Consider the following 13,612-nt stretch of genomic DNA (forward strand, 5'->3'; position numbering starts at 1 on the left):
GATGATCCGCGCCGGCGGCGTACAAAAATCCTTCGGCTCCGCCGTGGTCCTCGACGGAATCGATCTTGACGTCAACGTTGGCGAGGTCGTCTCTATTCTCGGCTCCAGCGGGTCGGGAAAGTCCACGCTGATCCGCTGCATGAACGGGCTCGAACGGCTGGACGGCGGGCTCATCACCATCGACGATTTCGATGTTTCGAACCCGAAAGACCTTGCCGAGGCGCGCAAGCGCTCGGCAACCGTGTTCCAGCTCTTCAACCTTTACCCGCATATGACCGCGGTCGAAAACGTCACGCTTGCCCCGATCCAGGTGCTCAGGATTCCTCGCGCGCAGGCCGAGTCCGAGGCCCGCGCCTTGCTTGATTCTGTTGGCCTTGGGGCACGCGCTGACGCCTATCCGGCCCAGCTTTCTGGGGGGCAGCGACAGCGTGTCGGAATTTGTCGCGCTCTGGCGATGAAGCCTCGCTACCTGCTGCTGGACGAAATCACCAGTGCGCTCGACCCCGAGATGACCGCCGAGGTGCTCAATATTCTCGCGCAGCTTGCGCGTACGGGCACGACAATGGTGTTCGTCACCCACGAGATCGAATTCGCGCGGACGATTTCCTCGCGCATCGTCTTTCTCGACAAGGGCCGCCTCGTGGTCGACCTGCCGACCGACCGTTTTTTTGCCGGCGATGGCGGGATGGCCAATTCTCGCATCGCCCAGTTCCTCTCCAAAATGCGCAAAGAATAGAACATGATCCTCATCGCAAATTCCGAGGCCTGGCCCGGTTTCGAAAAATCTGTCGAGCTCTTGCAGCAGAATGCCCACGGCATCGATGCAATGGTCGCCGGCATCACCGAGGTGGAGCGAGAGGTCAAGGTGCGCAGCGTTGGCTATGGCGGCTGGCCCAACATGCTCGGCAAGATGGAGCTTGACGCAGGCGTCATGGACGGAACGACGCGCGATGTCGGCGCGGTAGGTGCCGTGCCGGATACATTGGCCGTGGCCGCGCTCGCCCGCGAAGTCATGCGGCGGCTGCCGCATGTGATGCTGACCGGCGACGGCGCCCGACGCTTTGCAACCGAGATCGGATTTCCGCTCGACGACGTTCTTTTCGACGACAGCAAGCGTGTCTGGTGGCAAAGGCTCGAAAAGGAGCTCTCCTCAGAACAGTTGTCGGCGTTCCCCGACATAGCGCTCGCCCCCCTCAGCCGCGCCATCACCGACCCCGAACGGGTGCGCGACACCACTGTGTTCCTGTCGAAGGATATGGCGGGTGGCATCCATGCCGCCACCTCGACTTCGGGTTGGGCCTGGAAATATCCGGGCCGCCTCGGCGATTCGCCAATTGCCGGCGCAGGGTTCTATGCCGATAGCCGCTATGGCGCGGCCGCCTGCACCCACACCGGCGAAATGACGATACGCTGCGGCACGGCGCGCAGCATCGTGCTTGCCCTTCGCTTCGGCTACTCATTGCGAGAAGCGGTCGATATGGCGATCGACGATCTTGCCGAACTTGACACCGGTTTCCTGGCCGGGGTCGTCGTTCATGCAATCGATGCGGCGGGCAATCATGACGTCGCAAGTTTCCGCTGCCCGGGAGAGATCAAATATTGGTTCTGGGAGCCACGATTATCCAAACCTGAGCTGCGGATTGCGAGGCAATACGATCCACGGCCCACAACACAAAGGGGAAATGCATGAAAACCATGATTGCAAGGATTGCCGCCGTTGCTCTGACCGCGGCAGTGGCATTTACCGGCGCCGCGCAGGCCAGCAAGCTGGAAGAGATTCGCGACCGCGGCACGGTGCGCATCGGCGTTTCGCTCGGCGGCGAGCCGATCGGCTTCCGCGACGACAAGAACAATCCAGTCGGATATGACGTCGATGTTGCGACGCAACTCGCGGCCAAGCTTGGCGTGCCGGTCGAATTCACCGACGTCTCCGGCGATGCGCGCATTTCCATGCTCGTGTCCGGTCAGCTCGACATCGTTGTCGCCAATACGTCCGCGACGCTTGAGCGGGCAAAGACGGTCAACTTTTCCATTCCCTATAACCGCGCCGGCCTGCGCGTGATCGTCCAGAAGGATGCTGGCATTGCTTCGCTTAAGGACCTTGCCGGAAAGAAGGTCGTCGTCGGCCGCGGAACGACCGGCGAAAGCTTCCTGAAAAAAGCGGTTCCGGATGCTGAGCTGGTCTATACTGATAATTTCTCGCCGGATGGCGTCCTTCTGCTCCAGCAGAAGCGTGCCGATGCAGCGATCGAGGATTCTTCGCTCCTCGATTACCTCGCGACCAAAAACGACAACCTCGTTACCCTTCCGGGCCTCTTTTCCAACGACCCGATCGGCATTGCCGTCGCCAAGGGCGACCCGGAATTTGTACGCTGGCTCGACATGTTCGTTTCGGACTACATCCAGTCCGGCGCATATGAGGCCAACTACAAGAAATGGTGGGGCGAAAAGGCCAATCCGCCGACGCTGAATCCGCTCTGGTAAAGACAGGTATGGGCCGGCTTGCCGGCCCAATTCTTTTCGTTCAGGAACTGTCGCGCGCAACGAAATAGGTCGGAACCCGCACCAGAGTTCCGCCCGACCGAAACTCCTTCGGGTGCGTGAGGAACCGCAGAATCTCCTTGATATAGATCGACTTGTCATAGCCTATGGATGAAATCGGATAGGCCTCATACTCGGCCAAAGTCACGTCGTCGAAGCCATAGAGCCGAAAGGCTTTGGGACGCGTCTGCAGGACCCCGTCTCTGTGAACATCGAGCACGCCCATGGCCATAGCATCCGAAGTGCAGAATACCGCGTCCACCTCCTTCCAGTCGGGTGACACCGCAAGGCGTCGGCCGCTCTGGTAGGAATAGTCCCCGCGCAACTCGCCGGCGAGCGCGATGTCATTGCGTTGAAGTTCCGACCTGTAGTGTGCGACCCGTGCCTGCTCGACGGCCGATGCCGCACGCCCTGTCACGAGAAGAGCGGTGCGAACACCTTTGCCGGCAGCATCCGCAACTGCGGCCGTGATTCCGGTCAATTCGTCGGGAATAATGGCGGGCGCGGCGGCGTCGCGCATGCCGTTCAGCATCAGCACGCTGTCATTGCGAAACATCTTGCGCACGGTGGCGGCGTCGGCAAAGTCGGAGAAAACCAGCGCAGCGTCGACGTGATAGGCAATCCCGTTGCGCAGGAACTCCTCGATCCCTTGCGAGGACCCGACCCGAACGAAGATCACCTGCTTGCCGATGGACTGGATCTCGCTGATCAGGAGATCGAACAGGTCGAGATCCGAAAGGTCGTGGATATGATTGACCACCACGGCAACGAGATTGACCGTCTTCGTCGTCAGGCTTCGTGCGAGGAGGTTCGGCTTGTAGCCGAGCGTCTGCGCCGCCTTGAGCACACGTTCGCGCTTGTCGGCCGAGACCGGCCTCGGCTCGCTCGAAAGCGCGCGCGATGCGATTGCACGCGAAACGCCCGCAAGCTCGGCGACGTCGGCAATCGTCGGCTGTCCAGTCCCCTTGCGCGGCTCAATCATGCAACACAGCCCCCCTTTACGGTCCAGGCTGCCCCCCATGGCGATCGGTGCGGGGTGGCGTCAGACCACCCTCCTGCTTAACCGGTTCGCCGCATGGGGTTCAATGATAAAAGCGTGATCGTCAGCCGACACTCGTCTAGACGTTGGCGAGCGTCTTTTCACGCTGTTTGGCTTCTTGCGCCTGCAATTGCCGTTCCCATGCAAGCGCGTCGCCGACGATCAGATCGAGATCGTCGCGTTTTGGGGCGAAGCCGAGCAGGCTGCGCACACGCTCGTTGCCTGCCACCAGGATTGCCGGATCGCCCGCTCGGCGCGCCGCGAGTTTGACCGCAAAATCCACGCCGGAAACGCGCTTCACCGCATCGATGATCTCGAGCACTGAGTAGCCATAGCCGTAACCGCAATTGGCGGCCGTGCTGCGCCCGCCATCCTCGAGATAGTTGAGGGCGCATAGGTGAGCCTGCGCGAGATCGCTGACATGGATATAGTCGCGCACACAAGTCCCATCCGGGGTCGGATAATCCGTTCCGTAGACTTCCATATGCGAGCGTTCGCCCGTTGCGGCCTGGCTCGCGATTTTGATGAGGTGCGTGGCCCGCGGAAACGATTGACCGGACCGCAATTGCGGATCAGCTCCCGCAACGTTGAAATAGCGCAGGGCGACATAGTTGAAATCAGGATAAGCGGCGGCCGCATCGCGCAACATCCATTCGGTCATCAGCTTGGACGTGCCATAGGGCGAGATCGGCTGGTGCGGCATATCTTCCGTAATCGGCGTCGTCTCGGGCTCGCCATATACCGCAGCTGTGGAAGAGAAGATGAAGTTCTTGATCCCTTCACCTATGGAGGTCTCGATCAGGTTTCGGGACTGGACCGTGTTGTTGCGATAGTAGAAGAGCGGATCACGCACCGAATCGGGCACGACGATCGACCCGGCAAAATGCAGGATCGCTGTGATTCCATAGCTGCGAATGACATCGCGGACCAGTGCCTGATCGCCGATATCGCCGCGCACCAGCGGCACGTCGCTTGGCACCAGCCATGGAAAACCGCAGCTGAGATCGTCGAGAACCACAACGGAACGGCCGGCATCCTTGAGCGCCAGCGTCATGTGGCTGCCGATGTAGCCTGCGCCACCGGTAACAAGAACAGTCATGGGAAGTACTCCTGAAGGATTGAGAAAAGGTTTGGGGATAGACAGGTCTGCCAATCGATTACTGCGCCGTTCCTCCTCCCTGTCCCTTCGCTGTTCCTCCCATTGAAATCGTGACCGGCACGCGCACGAGGTCCCTGTCCCAGGTGACCTTGCATCCGGTCAGCCGATAGCGTGTGAAATAGATGAAGGCATTGTCCCCGGTATCCTGGAAAGACGGTGCCTTCGCGTTGGGGTCGAGCAAGGCAGGGTAGAACACCCTGCCATCGGCCCCGCAACTCTTCTCCCACAGCAGCGGCGCTTCAAAAATGAGCCTTGGCTCCGACCAGTTCACCAGATCCCTTGAGGTCGATGCATAGATTCCGGAGGCGGTCTTGCCGTCCTCGGTGCGCCGGTCGCCGAAGACGGCAATGACTTCACCGCTGCCGCGATGTTCGGATATCGAGCCGATCATGCGGCCGATTTTATTTGTAGATACGGGCGCACAGACATGATCCTTCGCGTTTGCCGTCTGCTGGCGGAACGGATCGATGAATTGAACCGAGAATTCCTTGCCGTCCCAGGCGCGCCAAGAAGACGGATCGCCAAGGTCGCGCGTGCGCAACACACAATTGCCGCGTTTCTGGTCGCGATAGCCATCCGCGAATACCATGGCGTAATACCAACCGTCACGCTGGATTATGTTTGTCGGATTGGCATAGCCGACGCGTGCATTCCGATCGTTCGGGAAAGGGTAGGGGAGGTTCGCCACCATCGGGCCGGAACCTGAGCCAGTTTCCGCTGCAAAGTTCTTGCCGCCATCGCGCGACACCAGGGCGGTGACCGTATTCAACAGACAGGAACTATAGGATTTGTTGCTGCAAAGACCAGGGGCGCGATTGCCGCGCAGTTCCATATGGGCGAGCGCATAGACGGTCTTGCCATCGCCGGTCCACATACCGCTGATCCAGCCCATATCGTCATACTGGCCGAGGACATTGGATTTCTTCGCCTGGTAGATGACCGCACATTCGGGCTGCAAGTGATTGAGGTCTGGGCCGCTGAAGCGGCGATTGTCATTGTGGCTGGCGATCAGGTGGACGTTGCCGTCAGAGTCGCGAAAGGCACGTGCCGGCGCATCGGGCACGTGCGACTTGACGCAGGCCTGCTTTGCCCAATCGAATACCATTTCCTCCGGGCCGGAAACGGCGAGCGTGGCGCTCGGCGTCTCCTGGCCAAGAGCAGGCCCAGCCACCGCCAGCACGAGTGCGGCGGCAGCTATGGCGAAGCAATTGCGCATCAGGCAACCTTGCGGACAGGTTCTTTAATGCGCTTGCTCGTGTCGGTCATCTTGTGGTCGACACCGTTTTCGGTGAGGAAGCGATGCATTTCACCATAGGTCTGGTACCAGGCGCGATTGTACTTGTCGAAGAGCGACTGATCCCAATAGTCCTCGAGCTTGAATTCCTTGTTGCTGAAGACGTCGAAGCTTGGAATCTGGTACGTCTCGGCGAACTCAACCGTACGGCTGTCATAGGTGAAGTAGATCGACGGGGTGCCGTTCGACAAGGCCATCAGGTTGCCGTGCAGGCGGTAGCCGAGCACGAGATCCTTCGACTGAACGAGATCCTCGTAGTCAGCAACCACGTCCGAATAGAACATGCGCTCGCGATAGAGTTTTTCGACAGTCTCGTCGAGGAACCAGTCAGAGACCCACTTGTTGGCCTTCAACGCTGCGATGGCTTCCTCTTTCTGCTCTTCCGTGCCGAAGACGAGCTTCTTTTCCTCGACTTCGCCCTGCGACATCAGCACGGCGTCAAAGCGCCCGGCAAGTTCCTTGACGAGATCACGATGGAACGTCAGGTAGCGCTTGATATCCTGTGCATAGGTCGGCGAGACTTCGCGGCGCATGGTGATGCCGATGTTCTGGACATCCTCGAGCGCCGGCAACTTGATGCGCATTTCGGGGTCGTTCCGGCGGAACGCCGTCGGGCAGCCGACGATGCGCACATTGCGGATACCGATATCCCACAGCACCTGCGCCGAATAGGCGCCGCGCACGCCGATAGACGCGGTGGAATCGGCCATCATGTGGAGGACGGTCTTGGTTTCCTCGGAAAGCTCGAGCTTGCCCTTGACCGGAGCCTGCGCGCCGATGCCGAAGGCGATGACCGGCAGGCCGAGACGCTTCAGAACCGGGATCGTCTGGCTCCAGCCCATCGACTGATGAACGTAGTTGGAGCCGCGCAGGAAGACGTAGTCATATTCCTCCCGAAGGCGGTCGATGTCTTCCATCTTGGGTTCAGCAATCGGCAGTACGCCGAGCTTGTCGTAATTCATCAGCTTAAGCGACGAGTCGAATACGAAAGCATCGCCAATATTGTGATAGTGGTTGATGCTGCGCTGAACATCCTTGTAGTTGTACCAGCGAACACTGTCGTGATCGTACACTTCGCCTGAGGGGATCATTACGAGTACGCGTGCCATAGAAATTACCTCCGTTTGGCTTTCGGACTTTACGGTGTTTCAGCGTCAACTCGCTTGCGAGAGAACGATGTCCGCATTTGTCGTGACATTTATCGGTTGGTTGCGTGTCGATTTCAGTAGTCGTTCATAGAGTTCCAGGTGCGCCTCGGCACACTCGATGTGGTTGGTCGGTTGGCGGATAGTTTGGTGCAGGCGCTCCCAGATCGTCTGGTCGCTGAGAACCTCGGTGAAGCGGTCGGCAAGGTCTTCGGCGCTGCGGACGCGGAAATGCAGACCATCCTCGCCGTCGCGGACCTTTTCGGCCATGCCGCCGATATTGGAGCAGATAATCGGCCGGCGATGGTGCAGCGCCTCCTGAATGACGATGGGGGAATTTTCCCACCACACCGAAGGCATGACCACCCAGTCGACCGACTGCATCAGGCGCGGCATTTCCGAATTCTGGTAGGCACCGTAGAAGCGCACGCGCGATCCTGCGTCCTCGATGAGCTTTTCCATGCGATCCTGGAAATCGCGCGGCTGCTTTTCGAGATTGCCGCCGAAAATCATCAGGCGCGAATCCTCGCCCCATACGTCTTCAGGTACACGCGAAACCGCGTCGATCAGCACGTCGACGCCCTTGAATGGCGTCATCTGGCCGAAATAGGCAAAGCGGCCGCGTCGCGGCTTCGGTCCGGTCAGTTCGCGTGGCGGCGTCACACCATCAATGAAGATGCCGTTTTCGATCACGCTGAGTTTTTCGGGATCAAGGCCCCATTCGGCATATTTGCGCGCAAGGAACATGCTTGGGGAAACGAACCCGTCGGCGAGTTCGAGCATGCCGCGGACGAAGCGCTCGCGCTTGAGGAAGCGCGCCGGCGGAATGTCGGGGAAGCAGCCGTGGCAATCAATGGGGGAGGCCTCGTTGCAAAGCTTGGCCGATCCCGCCTTCACCATCTGCCCGTGATTGTGGCAGATCGACAGGAACTCATGGAACGTGACGAGGATCGCCGTATCGGGCAGCGCCTCGCGAATTGCGTAAAGCGCCTCAAGTCCAAGACCAAGGACATGGTGGAAGTGCACCACATGGGGATTGAGGTCACCAACGAAGCGCAGGAGATCGCGGCGGATCTCGTCTGTATTGTTGTTGGAGAGATAGAAGTGATCGTATTCATCGGCGTGAAACAGGATCTCGTCGCTGCTGCGCCTAAGGCTCATTAAGGCCGTCGTTCCATGGCGCGGGATCGGATGGCCGGCGCGCGCGAGATAGACGGACTGGACGCCCGGAAGCGTATTCAGACCCTTGTGAAGATTATAGGAGGCGATTTCTGCGCCGCCCAGGGAAATGCTCGGGTGGGCGTGAGAGACCACGAGTACCCGAAGTTGTTCAGACATCTATTTGACCTCCGATGGCATGCCATCTTTCGTTAGAATCTTAGCCCAGCGGGAATCGAATACCTGGCGGTCGATGCGCTCGATCAAGGCAATCGTCGAAGCCTTGTCGGAGACGGATATGTCGTCCGTTCCGAGCATCTGCGCCGAAGGCAGCCAATAGGACTTGAGGCCGGACTGCTTGAGTTTGAGGCCGAGATCGAGGCCCTTCTCATGCGTGCCGAGATAGCCGCGGGTGAATCCACCCACGGAAAAGAGAGCGTCCCTCGGCAGAACGCAGCATTCGAAGGTGGCCGTGGCGACTTCCGTCGTGCCCATGCCGGTGACGGCATCGATCGGGTAGCCGGCATAGCGGCTGATGAGCGCCCGGTCGGACTGTGAGCCGGCAACCCAGGTTCCTGCCCAGCGGATGGAATCATCCTCATAGGCAAGGGTCGGCGACAGCACGCAGGCCTCGCGGTCATGATAGGCCGCAAGCAGCTTGTGGAACCAGCCATTGTTGCGCGGCAACAGCGACGCGGCGAGGAACACCACGGTCTCGGTCGATACGGCGCGTGCGCCGACTTCGAGCGCATCGTAAAGGTCTTCCGACCCGCTCGCCGACACGAGCCGCAGGCGCAAGCCGTAGAAATTGGCCAGCCGGCGCACATGGACGCCAATACGATCGATCAGTTCCGCTGCAGCGGCAATAACGATCGGCGCACGGCGCGTTTCAGGGTCGAGCGCAAGAAGCGTCAGGAGCGGTGCGATTTCCTCAACGCGTTCGTCGACGCCGATGACAATGGCCGGTCCTTCGGCTTCCTCGAAGGCGCCGACATCGACAACACCGAAGATTTCGGGTGCCGGGCGGCTGACGACGCGCAGCAGAGGTACGAGCTGCTGATCGACGATATGACGCAGCGCCCAGGCATTCGGATCGATAGCACGGATCTGCCGGACAACGGCATCGCGCGAGGTGATGCGGGTCGGCGTCAGTGGCATGAAGGCACGGCGCGTATCGCTCAAAGTAAGTTCGAGATAGAACGGCGCCGTACTATCGCCCTCGAGCTCCGGTGCAAAAGCAACAAAGCCGTGAGCATGCCGGTTCGGGTTGAGGCCTGCATTGAACGGCGGCTGGTTGTCGAAGCCGCGGGTAACGTCAGGCCGGTCGATGCGCGTCCAGTTGCCGTCGAGCTGCGCTTCGCCGCGATGCCGCCGCAACTTGACCGCTTCGACGTGACTGTCGGGATCAAGCAGCCAGCCCGCGATCAAAAGACCGCTTCCCTCGACGCGGTAGGCGTTGTCGATGCCCATGCGCACGGGAAATGGCAGGCTGGAAACCGTCTCGGCGCCGTCGAAGCGGTTGGCGGCGGAGCGCATACGCAGGAGGATCTCCGTCGAACTGCGAACACGCGGCAGGATCGCCCGGACGTGGCCGGGCGTCTCGCGGTTGCCAGCGATGACACGGCGGTCATAAACTTCGGTGAAGCGCCATCCGCGACGTCCGCGGAACAGCAACCGCTCGATATCATTCGGCTCGACCGCTTCGCTGGCAAGGAGCAGACCCGCAAATCCCGATGCCTGGTCCTGAAGATCCGGGCGGGCGAAAACACTGATCGAGCATTCGGCGATCGAAGGGGTTTTGCCGCTGATCAGGAGACGGGTCACCGAAGGCGTCAGGTCCTGCGCCCATCCCTGGACGAAGATTTCGCCTTCATCGCTGCCGCCGATAAGTTCGACACAGCCATCCGAGCGCGCGCCTGCCTGCAGCAGAGCGGTGATCGCCGAAAGTTTCTTGCGGCCGATCGGACCGGATATGAGGCCTTCCACAAGGCCGTCGATAACGACGGGCAGATCAGCGCCCGCAAGGTCGGTCACCATGGCGACGAGGTCGCCGATGGCGGCGGCGCGCCCTGCAAAGGCATAGCGTGTCGCCTGCGCCTTGTGCTGGAAGAGCACAGTCTTCAGCGATCGGCGGCGTAGGATATTCGTCGGCACGATGGCGACGAAGCCATGGGTACCGGCAGGCGAGGGCTCCTTCAGGTGCCAGCTGACAAGCGGCACTTTCAGGCTCATCGCCGGATCACCGTTCAGGAATACCGTGACCTGTTCGGAGGTCAGACCACCAATGCCGAGAACGAGAATGAGCGTGTCATCAATAGGGCATCCGACCACCATCTCGCCTTCCATCACCATCGGGTGACGTTCGGGCGCTTTGCCGGATCGGGACGCCGGCGTATGTTCTTTTTCGTCGGGAAGCACTTGCTACTCCATGATCTCAAGAAAAGGCAAACATCGCGACGGCGGCGCCGGCCGCGATGCCAACCAGAGTGAACAGCAGCAGAAGCAACGGTTTGGCCTCGCCGCCCGAACGCTTCTGCAGCGATTCGATGCGAGTCTCGAGACCAGCAACCACACCGTCCATACGCATGAGGTGAACGTCGAGTTCGGTCAGGCGCTGGTTGATGTCGCCGCGCAGCGTCTCAATTGAACCGCTGATATCAACGAGATCGACCGTCGGGCTGTTGCCGGCACCGTCGATGACCGTCGTCGCGTGGCGCTGGATCGAGCGCTGATTGACCTGAAGCTGGCGCTGCGACGCCATCAGCACGTCGAGCTTGTCGAGGATCCGCGTCATCGGCGCCGCAATCAACGCCTCAGCAGCCTGTTCATCGGGGCGCGGCACGCGCAGCGGATGCTGCTTGCCGGCAGTCGTAAGGGCGACAACGCTAAGTTCGCCGGCGCGCCGTACCGCAAATTCCGGCAACATCACGTCGAAGGCGTGAAGGCCATCGCCGATGCCGTTGCGCTTCAAGTCCGGCCGGTCGCGGTCGGCGACCGCCTCGGCGATCGGCTTGCCGTCCAAAAGCACGCGGATGGTCAGGCGATTGGCGGGCGTTGCCGGATCGAAGGCCCAGCCAAAGAGCCGGCTGTTGTCGATTGCGTCGACACGGCCCTTGATGCCCTGCTGGCTATTATCCTGTTCAGGCGTGGCGCTTGGAGCGGCTTGAGCTTGCGCTGGAGCCTGCGGCGCCACTTTTGTCACGATGGACATGGTGTACTCCTCTAGGCTGCGACACGCGCAGGACGCAGGCTCTCGATGAGTGCGAGATAGCGCAGTGCTGTCGTGTCGATGGTTTCGGGGTGACGCGCCCCATGGCTCAGGATCTCGCGTAGATCCGGGTCCTCCACGATACGCCGCATGGCTGCGGCCAGCGCCGTCGGGTCATTCGGCGGAACAGTCAGGCCGTTGACGCCGTCCTCGATCATCTCGGCCATGCCGCCAATATTACTGGTAATGACAGGGCAGTTCTGGCCTTGGGCTTCCTGGATGACCAGGGGCGCATTTTCCCACCAGATCGACGGCATGACCATGCAATCCACGGCACGGATCAGGCCAGCAATGTCGTCGCGGCGGTAGGCTCCCCGCCGTTGCACCACCGGCGCGGTTTCGGCGAACAGCTTGTCGATCGACTCGACGAAATTTTCGCTCTGGAAGGGAGCGGCGCCGTGAACCCGCACCTCGAAATCGAGACCTTCGGCAATGAGTTGCTTGGCCGCTTCGAGCAGGACCGTGCCGCCCTTCCATGGGTTCAGATTGCCGAAATATCCAAATACCGGCTTGCGACGTGCAGGCGCGTCAGTCTGCGCCGGAGCCGGGCGTTCGGGCTGGCCGTTCGGAATAAGGCTGATCCTCTCTTCCGGCAGGCCCCACTCGACATAGCGCTGCCTGAGGAAGGCGCTCGGAGCGACGTAGCCATCGACAACGCTCAGGAGAGATTTCAGATGGCGCTCGCGCAGGACGAACTTATCAAGCGGAATATCCTTGAAACAGGCATGGCAACGGTCGGGGCTTGCGCCGTAGCAGAGTTCCTTTTCCTTCGTTCGGACCATCAGACCGTCGTGGTGGCAGATCGGATAGTAGTCATGCAGGGTCATGACGATCCGGCAGTCCGGCAGCGTACGGCGGACGATGTGCGGAAATTCTGCGCCGAGCAGCAACAGGTGATGCAGGTGCACGATATCGGGGCGGAAATCCTGCAAGAGTTCAACAATATCCGGAACGACGCCGTAAAGGTCGATCTGACTCATGAAGAACCGGTCGAAATGGCCGGACCACAACAGGACCTCGTCGCCACTCGAGCCGATGCTCTGGAAGCTCGTGCCCGGGCGCTCCTGACGATGGATCTGGTTGGTGGCGCCGAGAAACAAGGCCTCACAGCCGGCCCTCTGGTAGGCGCGAAAAAGATCGTGTGCAAAGATTTCGGTCCCTCCCGGATGAAGGGCCGGATGGTTGTGGGCAGCAACGAGAACGCGCGTCATCGGCCGTCCTCCCTGTATTCTGCGATGAAGACGTCCTGGTAGTGGTCGGCGGGCACGCCGCGCCAATGACCAAGCGATTTCGTAACGACCGAAAGCCCGGCACGGGTCAATGCGCGATCGAGGAAGCCATCATCGAAGCCAACCGCCGCAAGCGGCGGCATTTCCGGCACGAACCAGCACGGACCTTCGTCATAGCGCTGGAACCCGAGACGCGCGTCACGCTTCTTCGATCTGTTTTCTTGTGCGGACTGATCGACGACGAATGCAGTCATGAAAACGCGCCCGCCAGGAGCAAGCACGCGTTCGACTTCGCGGAGATAGGCGGTGACTTCTTCGTCGGGCAGATGGGTGACAACCGAAGTCATGATGATGAAATCGAACTGGCGGCTGTCGTAAGGCAGCTTCAGTTCGAGACCGTTGATCTCGCCCTTCGGATTATAGAGCGAGTGGGCGATATCCACCTGACGGAACTCGAAGTTCGGGTAGGCGGGACTGACCATGCGCTGGCACCAGTTGATACCCCCGGCAACGGGGTCCATGCCGCAATAGCTTCCACTATCGCCGTCAAGATATTGCGTGAGCGGGACCGCCATGCGCCCGATGCCGCAGCCGATGTCGAGTATGCGGCTTTGCGGCTGCAGGCCGCCCATGCGAATGAAGTGGCCAAGAAATTCGGCGCCCACAGCCTGGAAATCGCCATCGCCGACAAAGATGCTGTCAGGATCAGGGCGCGGCAGGAAGCGGTTGCGCAACACGGCATCCGTCAACCAGCGGACATGATCTTCGTTGAAGGGGAG

The 13,612-nt window shown here is 60.5% G+C and carries 12 protein-coding genes; 3 read left to right on the top strand and 9 right to left on the bottom strand.

The annotated features are described in order from the left end of the window. Window position 1 precedes the first annotated feature (1 nt). The 3 genes from BR48_RS0120145 to BR48_RS0120155 are packed head-to-tail and all read left to right on the top strand — an operon-like array spanning window position 2 to window position 2,484. The gene (locus BR48_RS0120145; RefSeq protein WP_027232962.1) at window positions 2-736 is read left to right on the top strand and encodes an amino acid ABC transporter ATP-binding protein; all 735 of its coding nucleotides are present in this window, start codon (window positions 2-4) and stop codon (window positions 734-736) included. A gap of 3 nt (window positions 737-739) precedes the next feature. Beyond that, window positions 740-1,690 (top strand): isoaspartyl peptidase/L-asparaginase, encoded by a 951-nt coding sequence (locus BR48_RS25100; RefSeq protein WP_051615279.1) that lies wholly within the window; start codon window positions 740-742, stop codon window positions 1,688-1,690. Beyond that, window positions 1,687-2,484, top strand: coding sequence for a transporter substrate-binding domain-containing protein (locus BR48_RS0120155; protein WP_027232963.1), 798 nt, complete (start codon window positions 1,687-1,689; stop codon window positions 2,482-2,484). Before BR48_RS25100 ends, BR48_RS0120155 begins: the two co-directional genes overlap by 4 nt. Before the next feature lie 40 nt (window positions 2,485-2,524). On the opposite strand, the gene BR48_RS0120160 is transcribed toward BR48_RS0120155, so the two are convergent. From BR48_RS0120160 to BR48_RS0120200, 9 genes are all read right to left on the bottom strand, one after another. Next, window positions 2,525-3,523, bottom strand: coding sequence for a LacI family DNA-binding transcriptional regulator (locus tag BR48_RS0120160; RefSeq protein WP_027232964.1), 999 nt, complete (start codon window positions 3,521-3,523; stop codon window positions 2,525-2,527). Between the two features lie 136 nt (window positions 3,524-3,659). Beyond that, window positions 3,660-4,679: a UDP-glucose 4-epimerase GalE gene (galE, locus tag BR48_RS0120165; protein ID WP_027232965.1), complete on the bottom strand. Its 1,020-nt coding sequence runs from the start codon at window positions 4,677-4,679 to the stop codon at window positions 3,660-3,662. A 58-nt stretch (window positions 4,680-4,737) separates the two neighbouring features. After that, entirely contained in the window at window positions 4,738-5,955 is a 1,218-nt protein-coding gene (locus BR48_RS25105) for a hypothetical protein (protein WP_051615283.1), read from the bottom strand. Continuing rightward, a complete protein-coding gene (locus tag BR48_RS0120175; protein WP_027232966.1) occupies window positions 5,955-7,142 on the bottom strand; it encodes a polysaccharide pyruvyl transferase family protein in 1,188 nt (395 codons plus the stop codon). The genes BR48_RS25105 and BR48_RS0120175 overlap by 1 nt, the downstream gene beginning before the upstream one ends. Window positions 7,143-7,187: 45 nt before the next feature. Beyond that, entirely contained in the window at window positions 7,188-8,516 is a 1,329-nt protein-coding gene (locus tag BR48_RS0120180) for a glycosyltransferase family 4 protein (RefSeq protein WP_027232967.1), read from the bottom strand. Next, window positions 8,517-10,754, bottom strand: a complete 2,238-nt coding sequence (locus tag BR48_RS0120185) for a hypothetical protein (RefSeq protein WP_027232968.1) — start codon at window positions 10,752-10,754, stop codon at window positions 8,517-8,519. It lies immediately after the preceding gene. Between the two features lie 16 nt (window positions 10,755-10,770). Continuing rightward, the gene (locus tag BR48_RS0120190) at window positions 10,771-11,547 is read right to left on the bottom strand and encodes a hypothetical protein (protein WP_027232969.1); all 777 of its coding nucleotides are present in this window, start codon (window positions 11,545-11,547) and stop codon (window positions 10,771-10,773) included. A gap of 11 nt (window positions 11,548-11,558) precedes the next feature. Then, entirely contained in the window at window positions 11,559-12,815 is a 1,257-nt protein-coding gene (locus BR48_RS0120195; RefSeq protein ID WP_036815049.1) for a glycosyltransferase family 4 protein, read from the bottom strand. Next, complete coding sequence (locus BR48_RS0120200; RefSeq protein WP_244533010.1) at window positions 12,812-13,582, bottom strand: class I SAM-dependent methyltransferase; 771 nt, start codon at window positions 13,580-13,582, stop codon at window positions 12,812-12,814. The genes BR48_RS0120195 and BR48_RS0120200 overlap by 4 nt, the downstream gene beginning before the upstream one ends. Window positions 13,583-13,612: the final 30 nt, after the last annotated feature.

The organism is Phyllobacterium sp. UNC302MFCol5.2, assembly GCF_000686005.1.
In the GTDB taxonomy this organism is placed as follows: domain Bacteria; phylum Pseudomonadota; class Alphaproteobacteria; order Rhizobiales; family Rhizobiaceae; genus Phyllobacterium; species Phyllobacterium pellucidum.

Bases quoted from the DNA above. Each gene is read 5' to 3' on its own strand.
- BR48_RS0120145 (WP_027232962.1), top strand. From the start codon at position 2: ATGATCCGCGCCGGCGGCGTACAAAAATCCTTCGGCTCCGCCGTGGTC.
- BR48_RS25100 (WP_051615279.1), top strand. From the start codon at position 740: ATGATCCTCATCGCAAATTCCGAGGCCTGGCCCGGTTTCGAAAAATCT.
- BR48_RS0120155 (WP_027232963.1), top strand. From the start codon at position 1,687: ATGAAAACCATGATTGCAAGGATTGCCGCCGTTGCTCTGACCGCGGCA.
- BR48_RS0120160 (WP_027232964.1), bottom strand. From the start codon at position 3,523: ATGATTGAGCCGCGCAAGGGGACTGGACAGCCGACGATTGCCGACGTC.
- galE (WP_027232965.1), bottom strand. From the start codon at position 4,679: ATGACTGTTCTTGTTACCGGTGGCGCAGGCTACATCGGCAGCCACATG.
- BR48_RS25105 (WP_051615283.1), bottom strand. From the start codon at position 5,955: ATGCGCAATTGCTTCGCCATAGCTGCCGCCGCACTCGTGCTGGCGGTG.
- BR48_RS0120175 (WP_027232966.1), bottom strand. From the start codon at position 7,142: ATGGCACGCGTACTCGTAATGATCCCCTCAGGCGAAGTGTACGATCAC.
- BR48_RS0120180 (WP_027232967.1), bottom strand. From the start codon at position 8,516: ATGTCTGAACAACTTCGGGTACTCGTGGTCTCTCACGCCCACCCGAGC.
- BR48_RS0120190 (WP_027232969.1), bottom strand. From the start codon at position 11,547: ATGTCCATCGTGACAAAAGTGGCGCCGCAGGCTCCAGCGCAAGCTCAA.
- BR48_RS0120195 (WP_036815049.1), bottom strand. From the start codon at position 12,815: ATGACGCGCGTTCTCGTTGCTGCCCACAACCATCCGGCCCTTCATCCG.